At 43.2% G+C, this 18,050-nt stretch carries 17 protein-coding genes; 8 read left to right on the top strand and 9 right to left on the bottom strand.

Going from position 1 to position 18,050, the window contains the following annotated elements; translation table 11 throughout:
* Positions 1–282: 282 nt before the first annotated feature.
* Entirely contained in the window at positions 283–846 is a 564-nt protein-coding gene (locus R2S08_RS04755; protein ID WP_316834060.1) for a 5-formyltetrahydrofolate cyclo-ligase, read from the top strand.
* Here R2S08_RS04755 and R2S08_RS04750 read toward each other — a convergent pair.
* Genes R2S08_RS04750 through R2S08_RS04740 form a run of 3 tightly spaced genes read right to left on the bottom strand, consistent with a single transcriptional unit; the run spans position 831 to position 3,327 of the window.
* Positions 831–1,805, bottom strand: a complete 975-nt coding sequence (locus R2S08_RS04750; RefSeq protein ID WP_316834059.1) for a formimidoylglutamase — start codon at positions 1,803–1,805, stop codon at positions 831–833. The genes R2S08_RS04755 and R2S08_RS04750 overlap by 16 nt on opposite strands.
* A 27-nt stretch (positions 1,806–1,832) precedes the next feature.
* Complete coding sequence (locus tag R2S08_RS04745; RefSeq protein ID WP_316834058.1) at positions 1,833–2,603, bottom strand: exodeoxyribonuclease III; 771 nt, start codon at positions 2,601–2,603, stop codon at positions 1,833–1,835.
* Between the two features lie 13 nt (positions 2,604–2,616).
* The gene (locus R2S08_RS04740; protein WP_316834057.1) at positions 2,617–3,327 is read right to left on the bottom strand and encodes a peptidylprolyl isomerase; all 711 of its coding nucleotides are present in this window, start codon (positions 3,325–3,327) and stop codon (positions 2,617–2,619) included.
* A 109-nt stretch (positions 3,328–3,436) separates the two neighbouring features.
* Here R2S08_RS04740 and R2S08_RS04735 point away from each other — a divergent pair, with 109 nt between their 5' ends.
* Together R2S08_RS04735 and R2S08_RS04730 are read left to right on the top strand one after the other, a co-directional pair.
* A complete protein-coding gene (locus tag R2S08_RS04735) occupies positions 3,437–3,763 on the top strand; it encodes a class III extradiol ring-cleavage dioxygenase (RefSeq protein WP_316834056.1) in 327 nt (108 codons plus the stop codon).
* Positions 3,757–4,257, top strand: a complete 501-nt coding sequence (locus R2S08_RS04730; RefSeq protein WP_316834055.1) for a class III extradiol ring-cleavage dioxygenase — start codon at positions 3,757–3,759, stop codon at positions 4,255–4,257. Before R2S08_RS04735 ends, R2S08_RS04730 begins: the two co-directional genes overlap by 7 nt.
* Positions 4,258–4,260: 3 nt before the next feature.
* Here R2S08_RS04730 and R2S08_RS04725 read toward each other — a convergent pair whose 3' ends face one another.
* A complete protein-coding gene (locus R2S08_RS04725; RefSeq protein ID WP_316834054.1) occupies positions 4,261–5,664 on the bottom strand; it encodes an aldehyde dehydrogenase family protein in 1,404 nt (467 codons plus the stop codon).
* Positions 5,665–5,901: 237 nt separating this feature from the next.
* Here R2S08_RS04725 and R2S08_RS04720 point away from each other — a divergent pair, with 237 nt between their 5' ends.
* Both R2S08_RS04720 and R2S08_RS04715 read left to right on the top strand, forming a co-directional pair.
* Positions 5,902–6,447, top strand: coding sequence for a peroxiredoxin (locus R2S08_RS04720; RefSeq protein ID WP_133779089.1), 546 nt, complete (start codon positions 5,902–5,904; stop codon positions 6,445–6,447).
* A gap of 75 nt (positions 6,448–6,522) precedes the next feature.
* Positions 6,523–7,107 (top strand): carboxymuconolactone decarboxylase family protein, encoded by a 585-nt coding sequence (locus R2S08_RS04715; protein ID WP_133779090.1) that lies wholly within the window; start codon positions 6,523–6,525, stop codon positions 7,105–7,107.
* A gap of 63 nt (positions 7,108–7,170) precedes the next feature.
* Here the strand turns inward: R2S08_RS04715 and R2S08_RS04710 are convergent, their stop codons facing one another.
* The 5 genes from R2S08_RS04710 to R2S08_RS04690 form a co-directional block, all read right to left on the bottom strand.
* Positions 7,171–9,762, bottom strand: a complete 2,592-nt coding sequence (locus tag R2S08_RS04710; protein ID WP_133779091.1) for a phosphoenolpyruvate carboxylase — start codon at positions 9,760–9,762, stop codon at positions 7,171–7,173.
* A gap of 269 nt (positions 9,763–10,031) precedes the next feature.
* Positions 10,032–11,579, bottom strand: a complete 1,548-nt coding sequence (locus R2S08_RS04705) for a DHA2 family efflux MFS transporter permease subunit (protein ID WP_316834053.1) — start codon at positions 11,577–11,579, stop codon at positions 10,032–10,034.
* Between the two features lie 3 nt (positions 11,580–11,582).
* Positions 11,583–12,626, bottom strand: coding sequence for an HlyD family secretion protein (locus R2S08_RS04700; RefSeq protein WP_316834052.1), 1,044 nt, complete (start codon positions 12,624–12,626; stop codon positions 11,583–11,585).
* 11 nt (positions 12,627–12,637) lie between these two features.
* Complete coding sequence (locus R2S08_RS04695; protein ID WP_316834051.1) at positions 12,638–13,957, bottom strand: TolC family protein; 1,320 nt, start codon at positions 13,955–13,957, stop codon at positions 12,638–12,640.
* The gene (locus R2S08_RS04690) at positions 13,954–14,574 is read right to left on the bottom strand and encodes a TetR/AcrR family transcriptional regulator (RefSeq protein ID WP_316834050.1); all 621 of its coding nucleotides are present in this window, start codon (positions 14,572–14,574) and stop codon (positions 13,954–13,956) included. Before R2S08_RS04690 ends, R2S08_RS04695 begins: the two co-directional genes overlap by 4 nt.
* Positions 14,575–14,703: 129 nt before the next feature.
* Here R2S08_RS04690 and R2S08_RS04685 point away from each other — a divergent pair, with 129 nt between their 5' ends.
* From R2S08_RS04685 to R2S08_RS04675, 3 genes are read left to right on the top strand one after another with little or no spacing between them, the layout of a single operon-like run.
* Positions 14,704–17,211, top strand: a complete 2,508-nt coding sequence (locus R2S08_RS04685) for a glycoside hydrolase family 9 protein (RefSeq protein ID WP_316834049.1) — start codon at positions 14,704–14,706, stop codon at positions 17,209–17,211.
* 33 nt (positions 17,212–17,244) lie between these two features.
* A complete protein-coding gene (locus tag R2S08_RS04680; RefSeq protein ID WP_133779097.1) occupies positions 17,245–17,427 on the top strand; it encodes a hypothetical protein in 183 nt (60 codons plus the stop codon).
* Positions 17,428–17,438: 11 nt separating this feature from the next.
* Positions 17,439–17,999 (top strand): DUF2911 domain-containing protein, encoded by a 561-nt coding sequence (locus R2S08_RS04675; protein ID WP_316834048.1) that lies wholly within the window; start codon positions 17,439–17,441, stop codon positions 17,997–17,999.
* Positions 18,000–18,050 lie beyond the last annotated feature (51 nt).

Here is an 18,050-nt window from a genome sequence, read left to right as displayed (position 1 = left end):
AAGCTGAGGTCTCCTCTGAGCAGAATTAATTTTTTGGGTGCAGAGGGTAACCGCAAAAAGAGGGAGGTTCGGGAATCGATGGGGGGACCGGGTATGGTGCAGAGATTGAGTTGATGCAGCGAGGGAGTTATGCTTGGTGCATATATTGTGTTGATTAGTTGTTAGTTATCGTTTGGTGCAGAGATTTGGTGCAGTGAGGGAGTTATGGTTGGTGCCATAGGTTTAGGGTGAGTTTAGAGTGCAGGGTTGTTGTTGGCTGGCTTAATAATTATCTTTGTTTTGATGACGAAATCTGAGATTAGAAAGATGGCGCTTCAGGAAAGGAAGATGTTGTCGAAGGAGGCCCTAAGGGTGCTGAGTATGGGTTTGCTGGAGCAGTTTGCTTTGATGGATTTTTCCAGTGTAGAGGTGGTGCATATTTTTTTGCCGATGGAGCGCAAAGCGGAGCCGGACACTTTTCTTTTTATAGATTGGCTGGCGGAAAATCATCCTGCTGTGCGCGTTATTGTGCCGCGGGCGGACTTTGGGTCGTCTTTGATGACGAACTATGTTTATAGAGATGCTGAGGGGCTTGTAGAGAATTTTTATGGGATATTGGAACCAGTTGATGGGGAGATTTATGTGGGGAAGGTGGATATGGTGCTGATTCCGCTCCTGGCTTTTGATCTCCGGGGTTATCGCGTAGGTTATGGGAAGGGCTTTTATGACCGTTTTCTGGAGGGTTTGGAGACAAAAAAAGTCGGCATCTCTCTTTTTGGACCTGTTGAGGAGATTGCCGACGTGAATGCGTTTGATGTTGGTATGGATATTTGTATAACTCCGGAGCGGATTTACAGGTTTAGCTGAGCCTTTATAAAGTCGGTGATCAGATAAACGATCGTTTTAGCGGTGTTGGGGTCTTTTCTTCCGTCACTGAGCTCTACTGCACCTTCGCAGAGGTGGAGATAATGGAATTTTTTCTTGCCGCTGAGGACCAGTCTTCTCATGTCGTTCAGGGTAAAACCTGAGGGGGTGGAGGCACTGGAAAGCACGTTCTCTATACTGTCCAGGTCTATTTCCAGGCCGAGGTTGTAATCCAGGGGTTGAACAAAATTATGGAGCAGCTGGGTCCGGTCTTTGGTTTTGATCAGTTCATCGAAATAAATGCAGTTGATGTGTGGATTTTCTTTAATTTGCTGGAGGACATGATGGTTGTTGTAGTTTTCATGGAGCCCAAAAATACTATAGTTCTTTAGGTAATTGTCTTTGATGGCGTAACTGAAGCCGTTTCCGCTGTGCCGGCCATTCGTTTCACGCAGGTCGGCGTGGGCGTCGATATTTACGGCGTCTATTTCTTTTCCTTTGGCCAGGGAAACGCCCTTAATGATGGGGTAGGCATTGTTGTGGCCGCCGCCAATGATGATCGGTGTTTTTCCGGCTTCAATGATCTTTTGGATCACGGGGAAGACCAGATCGTCTATCGATTCTACTTTTTTGCTGAGGGTTGCCGGATCGGTTTCTTTTGGGTCCTTGAACTCGAAATGACCCAGGACGAGAAGCTCTGCTCCGTTTAAAAAAGAATTGCTTTGGACATTAAGCAGAGACCTCAGACTGGCGTCCCAGGCGCTTGCAGTTCCGGCTATACCGTAGTTGGCACGCACCCCGATATCTTCGGGAATACCCAGCAGGACAAATGGGGCATTGGATTGCCCCAGGTCGTTCAGACTGGAGATGGCTTGCACTTTTTCTCCTAATTTGATTTCTCCTTCGCGCTGGCGGGTGAGTGCCAGTATATCGGCAGGGGAATACAGTTTTAGTCCTTCCATGTGCTATGATTTAGGGTTTTTATTGGTTTAAGCATTCAGTTCCAGCAAGACCGGACAATGATCAGAATGGACGGCGTCGGGCAGAATCCTGACCTGTTTCAGACGGTCCAGCATTGGTTTTGTGGCCAGGTGGTAATCGATACGCCAGCCCAGGTTCTTTGCTCTGGAGTTGGCGCGGAAACTCCACCAGGTATAATGGTGAGGATCTTTATTGAAATGCCGGAAGGTATCAATAAAGCCGTTGTTGAGGAACAGGTCCATCCACTCGCGTTCTTCTGGAAGGAAGCCGGAGGAATTGGCATTGGTTTTTGGATTGTGGATATCTATTGCGGTGTGACAGATGTTGTAATCACCAGATATGATCAGGTTGGGATAAGTGATGCGAAGGGTTTCTGTATAGGTATCGAAAAACTTCATGAATTCATACTTTTTAACTTGCCTGTCTTCTCCGCTGGATCCGGATGGCAGATAGACGCTCATCAATGAAAAAGCATCAAAATCGGCCCTTAAAATGCGCCCTTCTTTATCAATCCACTCTTCTCCACATCCGTATTCTACATGATTGGGTTTAATTTTACTGAAGATGGCTACGCCGCTGTATCCTTTTTTTTCTGCGGGGAACCAGTAGTTGTGGTAACCCAGTTGTTCCAGAACGACGATAATGTCGGGGATTTGTGCCGGCAGCGCTTTCACTTCCTGCAGGCAGACCATGTCTGGGTCTTCATTTTTTAACCAGTCCAGAAAGTTCTTGGTGGCTGCAGCGCGGATGCCGTTGATGTTGTAGGATATGATCTTCATAATGGGGCTGTATTTATGCGTTTTCCTGTGTTTTTTGCTGTTTGGCCAGCATTTTTTCCAATTTTTTTGCTGCCCGTTTTTTAAGCAGGGTCACGGTCATTTTGATATCTTTTAATGGACGGTTGTTCGAATCGGTTGGAGTGGCAGCAATCAGATCGACCAGTTCTATGCCTTGTACGACTTCGCCAAAGGCGGTATAATTACGGTCAAGATGAGGGGTGCCGCCTGTAGTTTTGTAGATTTCGCGTTGCCATTGAGGTAATTTGAAATGAAGGCGGTTCGTTTCCAGGGTATTGAGCTGTTCATCCGTGAATTTTTTGCCTTGTACGATATAAAACTGGCATCCACTGGAAGCTTTCTGCGGGTTATCGTCTCTGGCGGCAGCCAGAACACCCTTTTTATGAAACAGACTGTCCTTGAATTCCGCAGGTACGGTATAACCCACATCGCCTTCACCAAGCAATTTACCCGCCTCTGCTTTTTTAGAGTCCGGGTCACCACCCTGGATCATGAAGTCTTTGATGACCCGGTGAAACAGGGTATTGTTGTAAAAACCAGCCTTAGTGAGTTTGGTGAAATTGTCACGGTGCAACGGGGTTTCATTGTAAAGCTGTATGATGCATTCGCCCATTTCCGTGGACACCCTGATGTATTGGTGCTTAGGCTTCTTGGCCTGGGCAGAAAGGATAAAAAGGGAGAGGAAGATGGAAAACAGGTATTTCATACGAAAGTTAATTTTGTGCTAATTTAGCTAAATCCCCTTAATTTCTTACCATACATCAACTGCGCCGGAAACATAAAGGGGTAAATTTGTGTACAACAAGGAGGACGACATGTCAAACTTATCAGATTTAAAAACACTTACAGCAAGCCTTCCGGAGCAGGGGTATACGATGCCGGTTCTTTTTATTGGACATGGTTCTCCGATGAATGGAATAGAAGACAATGAGTTCAGTCGCAAATGGGTGGATGTTGCAAAGGATATACCGCAGCCTAATGCTGTTCTGGTGGTTTCTGCGCATTGGTTTACCCGGGGAACTTTTGTAACGGCGATGGATTTTCCACCGACCATACATGATTTTGGCGGCTTTCCGAAGGCCTTGTTTGATGTGGAGTACCCGGTACCCCTGAACTGGCCGCAGAAACAGCGGCAATGGTGAAAGGGACAGAGGTTCATCTGGACCATGAATGGGGATTGGATCATGGAGCATGGACCGTAGTGAAGCATATGTATCCGCAGGCACAGATTCCTGTTTTGCAGTTGAGCATAGACTATACCCGGGATGCCAGGTTCCATTATGAACTGGCAGCGGAATTATTCAAGTTAAGAAAGAAAGGGGTTTTGATTTTGGGCAGCGGGAATATGGTGCACAACCTTCGTATGATGAGCTGGGAGATGATCCATGGAGGTGGTTACGACTGGGCGCTGGAAATCAACGAGCGGTTTAAGGAGCTGATCCTGACCAATGAGCACCGGCCTTTGATGAATTATCAAAGTTTGGGAAAAGATGCCATGCTGGCCATTCCAACACCTGAACATTATCTTCCGCTGATGTATACACTGGGTTTAAAGCAAGATGATGAACCTGTACTTTTGTTCAACGATAAAGCTGTTGGAGGTTCTTTGACGATGACCTCGGTTCGGGTTGGTTAAGGTTTATATGAGTTTTTTGAGCAGCTGCAGTATCCATTGCTTTTTTTTGTAAGGTGGGTAAACCAAACTTGCTGCATTCATGTCTGATTGAAAAACAACAGCTCTTTCGTGGGAAAAGGTTTTAAAACCAAAGAAACCATGTGAGCTGCCCATTCCGCTTTGATTTACACCTCCAAAAGGGAGATTTGGGTTGGAGAGGTGAATAAGGACGTCGTTGATACAGGCGCCGCCCGAACTGGTGTTTCTCAGGATTTGACGGATATGCGATTGATCTTCGCTGAAAATATACAGTGCCAGGGGTTTATTCTTTCGGTTGATCAGTCCAATCGCTTCTTCCAGGCTGTTGTAGGGGATGATAGGGAGTATAGGGCCAAAGATCTCTTCTTCCATGATCGCACAGTTTTCAGGTAAATGTCCGATCAAGGTCGGGTGAATGGTTTGGTGCAGAAGATTGGAGGGGCCACCCCAGAGGATTTTTGCTCCCCGGTCTGTCGCTTCTTTGACCAGGTTCTGGATCCGGTCGTAATGTTTCTGGTTGATGATTTTTGCGAAAGATTTGAAATCAAGTCGTTTGTCTGTTTTATCAAAGAACATTTCCATTACTGCCGTTTTATAGGCCTCTACAAATTCCTCCATTTTGGAGGTATGGATCAGGGCATAATCCGGCGCTATACAGGTTTGTCCGGCGTTGATCAGTTTTCCCCAGGCAATTTTTTCTGCTGCTTTTGGTATGCTGGTGGTTTCATCGATAATAACCGGTGATTTGCCGCCAAGTTCCAGGGTAACGGAACTGAGGTGCCTGGATGCAGCTTCCATAATAATTTTTCCAATGGCTGTACTGCCTGTGAAGAAAATATGATCGAAGGGAAGTTTTAACAGGCTGGTAGAAACGGTTACATCTCCTTCAATACAGGCGATTTCTTGTTCTTCGAATGTTTTTTCCAGTAAGCGGAACAGGAGGCCGCTGGTGGCAGAACTGTATTCGGATGGCTTGACCATAGCACAATTTCCTGCAGCTATGGCGGAAATGAGTGGGCTCATGACAAGCTGAAAGGGATAATTCCAGGGAGCAATGATGAGGCAAACGCCTTTGGGTTCAAAGTAGATCCTGTTTTTTGCCAGCAGGTTGCTGATGTTCCTGGCCGCATGCTGTGGCTTCATCCATCCATAGAGATTCTTAATGGCAAAGTCTATTTCACTATAGATGAAAAGGACTTCAGTAACAGCAGATTCGAATTTGTTTTTTCGAAGATCCGTATGCAGGGCTTCATAGATGTCACTTTCATGTGCTTCTATGCAATTTTTAAGGGCGTTTAATTTTTGTATCCGTTCTGCGGCCGTGCTTAGGCGGACTGCATATTGGTTTTTTTGCTGAGCGTCAAAAATGGCGTTGAACCTGTGTGTCATGACTCGTATGCTAAGCGTGATGGATTTTAAATATACAAAATGGAAAGTTTATTCTGAAGAATCCCGGTGCTAAAGCAGAAGAGAAAATGAAATGAATGAATTTTCGGTCTTACAATGGCATTTGATATAGTTTTTGTCTATGGGTGTATCGAGATTTAGTATGTATAATTACATAGGGATGGTTGGTAATTCTCTGGGATAGCCGTACCTTTGCACCAAGAAAAAAAACATAAAATTATGATAAACATAGGTCAACAATTTCCATCATTTTCCAAAACAGCCGTTGTAAGTTTAGAGAAAGGTAAAGAGTTTGAAACAATCACTTCTGATTCTTTAATTAACGATAACAACGAATGGACTTGCCTGTTCTGGTGGCCAAAAGATTTTACTTTTGTTTGCCCTACAGAGATCGCTGAATTTAACAACAACTACAGCGAATTCCGCGACCGTGATACTAAACTGATCGGCGCATCAACAGATTCTGAATTTGTTCACCTGGCCTGGAGAAATAACCATGATGATTTACGTGGCTTAAAATTCCCTATGCTGGCGGATACTTCTAAATCTTTAGCTGAAGCTTTGGACATTTTAGAACCGAATGAGAAAATTGCTTACCGTGCAACTTTTATTATCGATCCTCAGGGTATCGTACGTTGGGTAAGTGTAAACGACTTAAGCGTTGGGCGTAACGTAAAAGAAGTGATCAGAGTACTGGATGCTTTGCAAACTGACGAACTTTGCCCTTGTAACTGGGAAAAAGGTCAGGAAACTTTAAGTGCATAAGCTTCCTTTTTAATCTAATTATCCCTGTAAATGCATTTTTGCAGGGATTTTTTTTACCGTAATATTTGAATGACCATGAGTGAAATCACAGAAACTATCCAGGAAATACTGGCTGTTGTAGGCCTTGAAGCAGATTACAGAAATGAGAGCCTGTATCTTTTAGAAAAAGGGAACTCCAGGTATGCCCGCGATCTTAAATTAAACTTTACAAGTACGTTTACTTCTAATCATTTAACGGAAAAAGAATGTGCTTTAGTGGCTTTAAGTATTGCTATCAATAACAATAATAAGGTTTTAACAGAATTTTATGAAAAACTGGCGCTTTCCAAAGAAGCGACGGCAGAAGAAATTGCTGAAGCAGCAGGTTGTGCTTCTTTGCTGGCCCTGAACAATGTATTCTATCGTTTCCGCCATTTTACAGGAAAAGAGAAGTATACACAGATTCCGGCCAGGGTAAGGATGCAATTGATGAGCAGTCCGGTAACGGGTAAAGAATTCTTTGAGTTGATGAGCATTGCCGTTTCTGCAGTAAATGGTTGCGAAATGTGTGTGAATGCCCATGAGAAATCTATTCTTGGATTGGGTGCTACTGAAGAAAGGATTTTTGACGCGGTGAGGATTGCATCCATTGTAACCTCTACAGGAAAGATCATTTACTAAGATCTGTATATATATATAAAAAGCGAAGCTATTGCTTCGCTTTTTTTATGGCTTTATATTGCTTTATGCAAGGTTCCGTCCGGCATTAACGATACCATAAACGGTCCTGATGGCCAGTTTTTCATAAGCTTGGCGCTTCTCTTCTGCAAGGTCTTCGTTGCCGAGATGTCCCAGAGCATAATGCTGGATCAGTACCAAGGGCAAGACAATTTTCTCTCTAACGGCAATAGAACGCCGCTCAACAGGATAATTTTCCATCAGAACACTGTGGTCTGATAATTTTAAAAGCATGGCTTTAGAAAGCTCAAATTCATCGTGCAGGGTTTTCCAGAATGCACCAAATTCCTGATCATTTGCGAAATGTGCGGTAATGGCAAAATCAGATTTGCTCATTGACATCATACAGTTGTCAATAATGGTTTTGAAATAACCAGACTGGTGATAGGTTTGGTGTACATTTTCCCAGTTGCCGTTTTCTTCCTGGCTTTTTAATGCGGTACCTATTCCGTAAAAACCAGGTATGTTTTGTTTGAGCTGGCTCCATGCGGTTACAAAGCTGATGGCCCGCAGGTCTTCGAGCTTTAGAGGCCCTCCGGAGTTTCTCTTTACCGGCCGGCTGCTGATGTTGATCTTGGACAACAGCGTAAGCGGAGAGAATTTTTCAAGATAGCGCAAAAACAATGGATGGTTGCGCAGGGCAACAAAAGCCTCGTAGCTTTCATTGGCCATCACATCCAGAATGTCTTTGTGTATAGGATCGAGCAGGATGTTGTGCTTTTCCCTAATCCCTGCGGAAATACCAGCATTGATCAGCTGAGCGATATTAAATTCTGCACTGTCTATAGAGCCATATTGTGAGCTAATGGTTTGCCCCTGTATGGTCAGCTGAATGTTTTTATTGGCAATTTCTTTACCCATGGAAGCATAGAAACGGTGGGTTTTACCTCCTCCTCTTGCCGGCGGACCGCCTCTGCCGTCAAAAAAGGCCAGTTTAATGTTGTGGTCATCTGAGGTTTTGGTCAGGGCTACCTTGGCGTTAAAAATGGACCAGTTGGCCATTAAATAGCCGCCATCCTTGGTGCTGTCTGAGAAGCCCAGCATGATGTCTTGTTTATTGCCTCTTTTTTCCAGGTGTTTTCTGTAGAATGGGTGGGTATACAGGGTCTCCATGATTTCTGAAGCTCCTTCCAGGTCATTTACTGTTTCAAATAACGGAACAAAATCTATAGTCAGGTTTTCTTCATTCCAGCCGTTCCAAAGGAACAGTTCGACCAGTTGAAGGATGTCGCTGGCTTGCTGGCAATTGCTGATGATGAAACGGTGACAGGCCAGTTCTCCATTGCTGTTCTGGATTTCCCGGATCTCGGAAATGGTTTGAAGGGTGTCGTTGATCAGTTCATCAGACTGCTGGGGATAAATCACCTTTGCGCTTTTAAAAGACAGAACTTTGATCTTTTCAGCTTCAGATAAGTCTTGATAATCTTCCGGGAACATGGAAATGATGGGTTTGCTTTGACGACAGAAAGCATGTACATCCCGCAGTACACGGCTGTCCTGACGGATATCAAGCGATGCAAAATGGCAGCCATAAAGATTTACCTTTCGGATTAGATCATCTACTAGGTCTACAAACAAGCCATCATGGTCTTTGATGAGGGTCATTTTGATGTTGTTCAGGTGAGACTGGAGTTCTGCAGCGATGTTTTTAGCTTCTATATTGTTGTCAAATGCATTCTCATATAAAACTTCCTGTACCACGGCGATGGTATCTTCGACACCCCTAAAGGTAATGCGGCGTTTCAGGTTCCTGAAATCTCTGTAATAGCAACGGAATAAGATCTGACGAAGCATTTTGGCTACTTGTATGGTATCCTGGGCATGTACATTTGGGTTTCCGTCGCGGTCACCGCCTGGCCAGAAGCCAAGTTCAATGATCTTTTTGGATTCCAGCTGAAATTCATTTAGACTCTGATCTACTTCCGACTGGATCTGCGCAGCGGCAAAATAAAAGACGTTTTCCATATACCAGGCAAGGCTTAAGGCCTCGTCAACCGGGGTAGGGGATTTTTTGTTGAAGAAAGGCGTCTTTCCCAGTTGCTGTAAAAGCTGATTGATGCTCAATACATCATTTATCTTAATGGCGGAGGTCAGGTCTGTAATGATCGACAAAACACTGCCAGGGTAAAATTGAGTAGGGTGTGCGGTTAATACCAGTCTCAGGGAAAATTCCTCAATCAGCTTCTCTATTTTATGGCTCAGAACCTCATTGTCTACACCCTTGGACAGATAAGAATGAAGAGAGCTTTGATCGTCCATGGTGTTGAGCTTGTTAAAGGAGGCATCCTCTACGGCGTCAAAAAGAACGACCTGACGTTCAATGTACTGGATAAACCGGAACAAAAGATCTATTACATCCTTTTCGCTGTTGTTTTGGGTGTACTTATCAAAAAAGCTCCTGATGATTTGTCCTGAATTTTCCCGGGCTTTTACGCCGTCTTCACAATGCTTAATAAAAAGCGGAAGAAGGGTGCCGGTGTCTTTTACTTTGTAAAATGGAAGGGTTAGGAATAAGCTATTGTACAGTTCGAACCTCGATACAACTTCGTTGTTAAAGATGGATTCTTTTTGTCCTGTAGCTTTTTGTTTCTGCATCATGATTAACGGCTATTTTTTTCGCGCTTAATCTAGCAAAAATGATTCACATACGGGGTATGCTGACAAAATATTATTTGGAAAAACTTAAAATAACTCGAAAAAACAATTTTGTACTGATGTAAAAATAAATTAACTTGCTTCTATTAAAGGTTAAATTAAATCTTTTAAACGTATGTGTCTGCTTTGATTGCATCAGATGTGACTGCAGGCTTTAATTGTTAATTTTTTGGGATAAAAAAGCCGTTAAGTTTTCTTAACGGCTTTTTATTTTAATGTACGTCTGCAGGAATCTCCACATTTTTCTTGAACTTCTGTAAGAAGACCAATGGAATGGAGCATAAAAGGATCAGTCCAACAACCCAGTACGCATCACTGTACGTGAGGAGCAAGGCTTGTTTGGTAACTGTACCATCAATAGCTTTTGCGGCCATGGATTTGGCATCCAGCAAATTATAGCCTTTGGCAATGAAATTATTGATATAGGCATTGAACCTGGCGGTAAAAGCCGGATTATAATCATTGATGTTGGCGAGCAAATTGCTGCGGTGAAAGCCCTGACGGGTATGAATAAGGGTTGTTAAGGCCGCAATCCCGAAAGATCCTCCCAATTGTCTCATCATATTATTTAATCCGGAACCTTGACCGACTTCTGCACCTTTCAAATCTTGTATAGCCAGTGTTGTTAAGGGAACAAACAGCAGGGCCATTCCAATTCCTCTGATGATTAAAGGAAGGAAGAAGTCGCTGGTTCCAGAGGCCAGTGTAGATTTGCTCAACATGCTGCAAAAAACGAAGAAGAGGAACATCCCCATGGAGGCCATAAATTGGGCGGGAATCCCTTTTTTTAGGAAAATCCCAATAAATGGCATCATAATGATGGTACACAAGCCGCCTGGAAAAAGTAATTCCCCCGTTTGCAGAGGAGAAAAACCCAGTAGGTTCTGGCAGAACACCGGGAACACGAACACAGACCCGTACAAGCCAAAGCCAAGGATAAAGGAGGTAAACATTCCTATAGAGAAGCTTCTGTGCCTCATGATCTTGAAATTCACAATCGGATGGTCTGTAGACATTTCTCTCCAGATGAACAATAAGAGCCCAAAAACGGAGGTTACAGCCAATACCGTGATATAAGGTGTTGAAAACCAATCTTCACTTTCTCCTTTTTCCAATACGGTTTGAAGACTACCTACTGCTATGGCCAGAAGTGCAATACCCCACCAGTCTACTGGTTGGCCCTGGCCATCTCTTGGCGTCTTCTTTATATAGGTGTAGGTACAGTAGGCTGCGAGAATCCCGACTGGAATATTTACGTAAAATATCCAGGGCCATGAACTGATATCTAAAATATAACCACCAATTGTTGGTCCTACAGTTGGTCCAACAACAGCGCCTAAACCAAATAATGCCGTTGCAATACCAATATCCTCTCGCGGCCAGGTCTCAATTAGAATGGCTTGTGCGGTAGAGATCAGACCCCCACCGGCGATCCCCTGAAGGATTCTGAACATGACCAATTCTCCCAGAGATGTTGCATTTCCGCAAAGGAAAGATGCGATGGTAAACAGGATGATGGAAGTCAGGAAATAATTTTTTCGGCCGAAGCGGCTACCGAGCCACCCCGACATAGGGAGGACGATAACGTTTGCTACGGCGTAACCAGTAGATAGCCAGGCTACATCCTCGAGGGTTGCGCCCAGGTTACCCTGTATCTGTGGCAGCGCTACGTTCACGATGGTGGTATCAATCAGCTCCAGAAGAGAAGCTGTGATCACCGTGAAGGTAATGATCCACTTTTTTAAACCTTGCTCGGCCATTTTTTAGTCTTTAATAGAAACAGAAACTTTGACACTCATACCAGGACGTAATTTTTCCATCATGGCTTTAGAGGCTTTAGTGATTTTAATTTTTACAGGAATACGCTGAACCACTTTAACGAAGTTACCAGTTGCGTTATCAGGAGGCAATAAAGAGCCTTTTGCGCCGGTGATCGGCGAGAAGTTATAAACTTCACCCTGAATATCTTCATCTGGATACGCATCAACATCGACTTTTACTTTAAGACCGGAGTGGATATTTTCAAGCTGAGTCTCTTTAAAGTTTGCGGTTACATACAGGCTGTTGTCATTTACAATAGAGAACAAAGACTGACCGGCTTGTACCAGCTGGCCTTTCTGTACATTCTTTTTGGAAACAATTCCTGTGGCAGGGGCCTTAATTTCGGTATAGGATAATTGCAGTTTTGCAAAGTCTACATCGCTTTGGTGCTGGGTAACGCCTGTATGGCTTACAGCAAGCTGTGATTGTGTCGTGCTGACTTGTTTAACGGCAGCGTTGTATTGATCGTTAGCAGCAGTAAAGGCAACTTGTGCAGACTCTTTTTGTGCCTTGGCCTGGTCGAACTGTTGCTGGGTGATGGAACCATCTTTTACCAGATTGGCGTAACGGTCGTAATCTTTCTGCGCTAAATTTAATTTTACCTTTGCGGCTTCAATGTTTGCTCTTGCTGTATTGGTATTGGCAGCAGTAGCGGCAATTTCTGACTGGGATACATTTACACCAGCACTGGCGCCTTTTTGTCCGGCTTCTGCCTGTTCCAGTTTAACTTTGAAGTCACTGTCATCGAGTTTCACCAGTACTTGTCCTTCTGTTACACGGGTATTCTCTTCAAACAGGATGTCTTTTACATAACCACCAACACGTGATACAACAGGGCTGATGTCACCGTCGATCTGCGCATCATCTGTATCTACGTGTTTGCTGTAATAGATATATTCCATGGTGCCAAAAACGGCACCTATAATTACAAGTACACCTAATATGATAGGAACTACTTTACTTTTCTTTTTTGTTTCAGTTGTCATCGCTGTTTGTCTTATTGTTGAGAAATTTTTCCTGTTGATTTTAATAAAGTGTAATAAGCAAGTCCGGCATCGGCTTTAGCCAGTTCCAGATTGATTTTACTTTGGTATAAAAGGGTCTCTGCGTCAATTCTGTCTATTGCAGAGGCCACATTGTTTTTATATTTAGAGGCCAATAATTTGTCGTTTTCTGTAGCCTGTTCAATAGAGGTTTGCAGAACTTTGATTTTGCTGATGGCCAGGGCATATTTCTGATAATTAGAGTTGATCTCTGTTTTTACCTGGTCTGAAAGGATGTCCTTCTGGATTAAAATTCCTTTTTGCTGTACTTTAGATTCACTTACTTTATGTTTATTGGTCCATAAGTTTCCAAAGTTCCAGGATACAGTTGCACCTACAGTAACAGGCATCAGATACTCATTTGTGGAGGGTATAAAGCCTCCGTTTGGATTGATGTAATATAGGTTGGCTCCAACTCCAACAGTAGGAAGGGTATTGGCCTTTACCGATTTGATGTTCACTCCGGCTACTTTGTCCTGGATTTCCAGCTGTTTAAGCTCCTGCCTGTTGGCCATCGCCATATCGATATAAGTGCTTACTGGATCTATGATTTTAAGATCGTTCGCCGGCTCTGTGATTTCGATCTCTGTATTTTCAGGTAAACCTAAAAGGATGTCCAGATCGTAATTGATAATTTTCCGGTTGCTTTCTGCTTCCAGATCAGTTAAAGAAACATTGGCTTGTTGCAGTTGAAAGCGAAGTACATCGTTTTTGGTCACAATACCTTGTTCAAAAAAGCGTTGTGCCTGTTTCAATTGACTGGCAATGGACTCCAGGTTCTGGGCAATTACTTTTTTGCTCTGCATCACTTTGAACAGGGCATAATAGGTATTAATCACGGCATAACTCACCTCGTCTTTATTCTTGTCTGCATCAAGTAAAGCTACCTGTGTCAGTAAACGGGTGGTTTCCTGTGCATATTTTAATTTTCCTCCACCATACACCAATTCTTCTACAGCCGCTGTTCCTACGAAAGCATCTGCACGCTTAGGTAAAGTAAGGGGATCTGCACCAGCAAGGGATAGTTTATTGGTTGGGATCTCTGCATGATTGTACATGAAGGAGGCTTTTGCGGTTGGGAGCGCATTATCTTTTACGATGCTCAGTTGTGCATTGGCTTCGTCAATTTTGTTTTGCGAGAGTTTCAGGTTCTTGCTGTTTTCTATACCAAGCTGTACAGCCTCCTGCAGGCCTAGCTTTTTTATGTTTTGAGCGTAGAGCAAACCTGGCAGCAGCAAAACCAGCCCGCTTAATTTGATTGTTTTGTGTATCATTTCTGGGGTGTTAAATACGTTGTTATAAGATCATTTAGGTAGACGATCAGTCTTTCTGTTAAAATTTTCCTGTCTTCGGGAATATTGATGTCCAGTTTTGAACCAGCGGTAATTTTTGAAGGAAATACAGCCACATTACTGATGGTTCCCGTAATGGTGGCGATCAGCATGCGTACATCTATTTTTTTGAAACTGCCATTGTTTATGCCTTCGTTAATAATGCCTTCGATCATATTTAAGTTTATGGCCATGGCGTCTTTCATCCTGCAAAAGATTTCAGGTCTTTGGGCCAATAGGAATTCACGGTGCATCATCCGGTGAAAAGGAATATTGTTCAATATCCTGTACACATAACGGTTAACAACCTTTTTTAATTTTTCCATACTGGAGACCTTATCCTCATTGATACTGATCAGCTGCATGTTAAATTCTTTAATGCTGTTGGTCATGATTTCAGTGAACACGCCGTCTTTGGATCCAAAATAATAATTGATCATAGCCATATTGGCTCCCGCTTCTCTGGCGATCTGTCGGGTGGATGTACCTTCGTAACCCTGTTCGGAAAATAATTTTTCTGCTGCGGTTAAGATACTGGTCCTGGTGTCTACTTTTTCCATTTTAATATTGTGGTACAAAATTAATCAATCGATTGATTAATTTTGTAGATTATTTATCTGGTGTAGGATAATTGACCAAAATCTGACAAGTTTCGTATTTTTAGGCTCATCACTTAATCTGATAAAGACATGAGAAGATTTTTGCTGCTATTGCTCGTTGTACCGTTATTTTCTTTCGCAATTCTTAAGCCAAAAGAAACAGAAACAAAAAGCTGGATCAGAATTAATCTTCTGGGCTATCAGACTCATTCTTTGAAGGTTGCTGTATGGGTAACCAAGGGAAGTATTGTTCCAAAAAGCTTTGAACTGGTGGATAAAGAAACAGGGAGAGTAGCCTATAGATCTTCTTTTGTTAAAGCTTTTGGCCGTTATGGTCCATTCCAAGCTGGGGCGAGGCTGGATTTTTCGGTATTTGAAAAGCCGGGAAGATACCTGATCAAGACAGGAGGGGTTTATTCTCCTGAAGTGATCATTGGAGAGCAGGTCTATAATCATATGGCTGATTTTGTTTTAAAATACATGCGTCAGCAAAGAAGTGGGTTTAATCCCTATTTGAAAGACAGCTGCCACGTAAACGATGGATATACCATGTATGGACCGATGCCCGATAGTACACATGTCGATGTCAGTGGGGGGTGGCATGATGCGTCCGACTATCTGCAATATTCAACAACGTCTGCAAATGCGACCTATCATTTACTGGCTGCTTACAGGGATTTTCCAGGAGTTTTTGGGGATCAATATGCAGATAATGGCCTGGAAGGTAAAAATGGCCGTGCCGATGTATTGGATGAGGCGAACTGGGGTTTAAAGTGGCTGCTTAAAATGCATCCTCAGAAAGACTGGCTATTTAATCAGATTGCAGATGACCGTGACCATAGTGGAATGCGGCTGCCGACAAAGGACGATGCAGATTACGGAAGGGGAAAAGAGCGGCCCGTTTATTTTGCTAATGGTAAGCCACAGGGGTTGGGGAAATTTCAGAATCGTGCTACTGGTGCTGCTTCTGTTGCCGGGAAATTTAGTAGCGCATTTGCACTTGGGAGCAAAATTTATAAGCAAAAAGAACCGGAGTATGCATCTTTGCTGGCCGATAAGGCTTTAAGTGCTTTTGCTTTTGGTCTGGCCCGTCCGGGAACACAACAGACGGCCCCCATGCGCGCGCCTTATTTTTACGAAGAAGACAATTGGACTGACGACATGGAGCTGGCAGCAGCAGAGTTATACGGAAACACCCTTGACCCGTCTTATTTAGCTGCTGCAGAGGCATATGCTGCGCAGGAGCCGGTTACTCCATGGATGGGAACAGATACGGCAAGGCATTATCAATGGTATCCTTTCCATAATTTTGGACATTATGAACTGGCTAAGGCTGCTGAAAAGGAAGAAAGGAGAAAGATGGCTCTTAATTACAGAACAGGACTTGAAAAAGTTTGGAATAAAGCGAGGCTGAATGTCTTTTATCGTGGAATTCCTTTCATCTGGTGTTCTAATAACTTAACAGCCTCGTTTACCATACAGGCCTTTTTATACCATACACTTACTGAAGACAAAACCTATGAGGAACTCAGTCAATCTAATTTTGACTGGCTTTTTGGTTGCAATCCCTGGGGGACAAGTTTCGTTTCCGGATTGCCGCAATGGGCAGATAGCCCTCAGGATCCTCATTCCGCTTTTACACATTTGAATCATTATCCGGTAGACGGGGGCTTAGTGGATGGACCTGTGTATGGTAGTTTATATAAGAATCTTATCGGTATTAAGTTATACGAGCCGGATGAGTATGAAGAATTTCAATCCGACCTGGTTGTTTATCATGATGATTACGGGGACTACAGCAGCAATGAACCGACCATGGATGGAACAGCTTCTATGGTTTACCTCCTGGCGGCTTTTGACAGCAGGGAGAATTCCGTTGTGAAACGAGTAATGGAGGAAGGAGCAGTGGTGTGGGGAGACAGATCGGCGAAAAAGATCGCCTTGGTTTTTACAGGAGATGAATTTGCAGATGGCGGCCAGACCATTGGTGAGACCCTGCAACAGCAAGGCATTAAGGCTTCTTTCTTTTTGACAGGACGTTTTTATAGAAATCCGAAGTATGAACGTTTGATTGTAAAGTTAAAAAAGAACGGGAATTTAATGGGCCCCCATTCTGATCAGCATCTTTTATATTGCGACTGGAAAAACAGGGACAGTTTATTGGTGAGCAAAGAGACTTTTACACGGGATCTGGGAGAGAATTACAAAGCAATGGCCGTGTTTGGGATAGAAAAACCAAAGTTTTTTCTCCCACCTTATGAATGGTACAATAAGAAGATTGCCAAATGGGCCGGAGACGAAGGATTGTCCCTTGTTAATTTTACTCCGGGGACCAGGTCTAATGCCGATTACACCTGGCCTGAAATGGGCTCCCGTTACAGAAGCAGTAAAGAAATATACGATTCTATTCTAAATTATGAGGCTTCAAATGACTTGAACGGATTCATTTTATTGCTGCATATAGGAACGGATCCGAGAAGAAAGGACAAATTTTACAACAAACTAGGCCAACTCATCACGGCATTGAAACACAAGGGATATCAATTTGTTACGATAAATAAATTACCGGGGCTTTCGGGTGTTCCAATTTTAAAATAAATCAATACCTTTGAGGCATAAGAATTTAATAAGATGACTAAAGAAGAAAATAAAGCAAATTTTGACTGGGTTTATTATGTTTTGGGCCTGTTTTTTGGAATTGTGACCGGTGCTATTATTTCCGGTAGTTTTGGCTATTCCCTTTTGGGTGGTCTGATCGGGTTCATTTTCTCTGCTATATTCCTGAATAAAATTGTAAAAGGACGTTCATACTAATTGATTATCATATGAAAAGATTAAGTCTTGTTCTCTGTTCGGCATTATTTGCGTTATCTGTGCATGCGCAGGATGTCAAATTTTCAGCGCCTGATGCCAGTCCGGCTGATATCGTGTATTATCCGTTGAATGCGGCAAAGGTGAAGGCGGGGGATAATTCTAGTCCGGTGATTAAGGTGGTTTATTCAAGACCAGCAAAAAAGGGCCGGGAGATCTTCGGTGCACTGGAGCCTTTTGGAAAAGTATACCGTCTGGGTGCAAACGAAAGTACGGAAATCCGTTTCTTTAAACCGGTGATGATTGGCAAAAAAGAAATCAAGGCAGGAGCGTATAGCTTGTTTGCTATTCCAAATAAAGACAACTGGACCATTATTTTGAATAAGCAGACCGACAGATGGGGTGCTTATACTTATGATGCTTCTAAAGATGAAGTAAGGGTTGATGTACCGGTAAAACCGCTGGAAAATGTAGTAGAGAACTTCTCTATTACTTTTGTTCCTCAGGCAGATGGCGCAAACCTGGTGATTGGATGGGATAAAACCTCTGTTCAGTTGCCAATTCAATTTAAATAACAACGATAAATTATTCAATAAAAAGGCCGGGATACTTCCCGGCCTTTTTCG

Origin of the sequence: Pedobacter nutrimenti (genome assembly GCF_032678445.1) — a bacterium.
In the GTDB taxonomy this organism is placed as follows: domain Bacteria; phylum Bacteroidota; class Bacteroidia; order Sphingobacteriales; family Sphingobacteriaceae; genus Pedobacter; species Pedobacter nutrimenti_A.
Note: the sequence above shows the minus strand (reverse complement) of the source record. Positions and strands in the feature narration are given on the sequence as shown.

Coding starts and splice junctions, on each gene's coding strand:
- R2S08_RS04755 (WP_316834060.1), top strand. CDS start 283: ATGACGAAATCTGAGATTAGAAAGATGGCGCTTCAGGAAAGGAAGATG.
- R2S08_RS04750 (WP_316834059.1), bottom strand. CDS start 1,805: ATGGAAGGACTAAAACTGTATTCCCCTGCCGATATACTGGCACTCACC.
- R2S08_RS04745 (WP_316834058.1), bottom strand. CDS start 2,603: ATGAAGATCATATCCTACAACATCAACGGCATCCGCGCTGCAGCCACC.
- R2S08_RS04740 (WP_316834057.1), bottom strand. CDS start 3,327: ATGAAATACCTGTTTTCCATCTTCCTCTCCCTTTTTATCCTTTCTGCC.
- R2S08_RS04735 (WP_316834056.1), top strand. CDS start 3,437: ATGTCAAACTTATCAGATTTAAAAACACTTACAGCAAGCCTTCCGGAG.
- R2S08_RS04730 (WP_316834055.1), top strand. CDS start 3,757: ATGGTGAAAGGGACAGAGGTTCATCTGGACCATGAATGGGGATTGGAT.
- R2S08_RS04725 (WP_316834054.1), bottom strand. CDS start 5,664: ATGACACACAGGTTCAACGCCATTTTTGACGCTCAGCAAAAAAACCAA.
- R2S08_RS04720 (WP_133779089.1), top strand. CDS start 5,902: ATGATAAACATAGGTCAACAATTTCCATCATTTTCCAAAACAGCCGTT.
- R2S08_RS04715 (WP_133779090.1), top strand. CDS start 6,523: ATGAGTGAAATCACAGAAACTATCCAGGAAATACTGGCTGTTGTAGGC.
- R2S08_RS04710 (WP_133779091.1), bottom strand. CDS start 9,762: ATGATGCAGAAACAAAAAGCTACAGGACAAAAAGAATCCATCTTTAAC.
- R2S08_RS04705 (WP_316834053.1), bottom strand. CDS start 11,579: ATGGCCGAGCAAGGTTTAAAAAAGTGGATCATTACCTTCACGGTGATC.
- R2S08_RS04700 (WP_316834052.1), bottom strand. CDS start 12,626: ATGACAACTGAAACAAAAAAGAAAAGTAAAGTAGTTCCTATCATATTA.
- R2S08_RS04695 (WP_316834051.1), bottom strand. CDS start 13,957: ATGATACACAAAACAATCAAATTAAGCGGGCTGGTTTTGCTGCTGCCA.
- R2S08_RS04690 (WP_316834050.1), bottom strand. CDS start 14,574: ATGGAAAAAGTAGACACCAGGACCAGTATCTTAACCGCAGCAGAAAAA.
- R2S08_RS04685 (WP_316834049.1), top strand. CDS start 14,704: ATGAGAAGATTTTTGCTGCTATTGCTCGTTGTACCGTTATTTTCTTTC.
- R2S08_RS04680 (WP_133779097.1), top strand. CDS start 17,245: ATGACTAAAGAAGAAAATAAAGCAAATTTTGACTGGGTTTATTATGTT.
- R2S08_RS04675 (WP_316834048.1), top strand. CDS start 17,439: ATGAAAAGATTAAGTCTTGTTCTCTGTTCGGCATTATTTGCGTTATCT.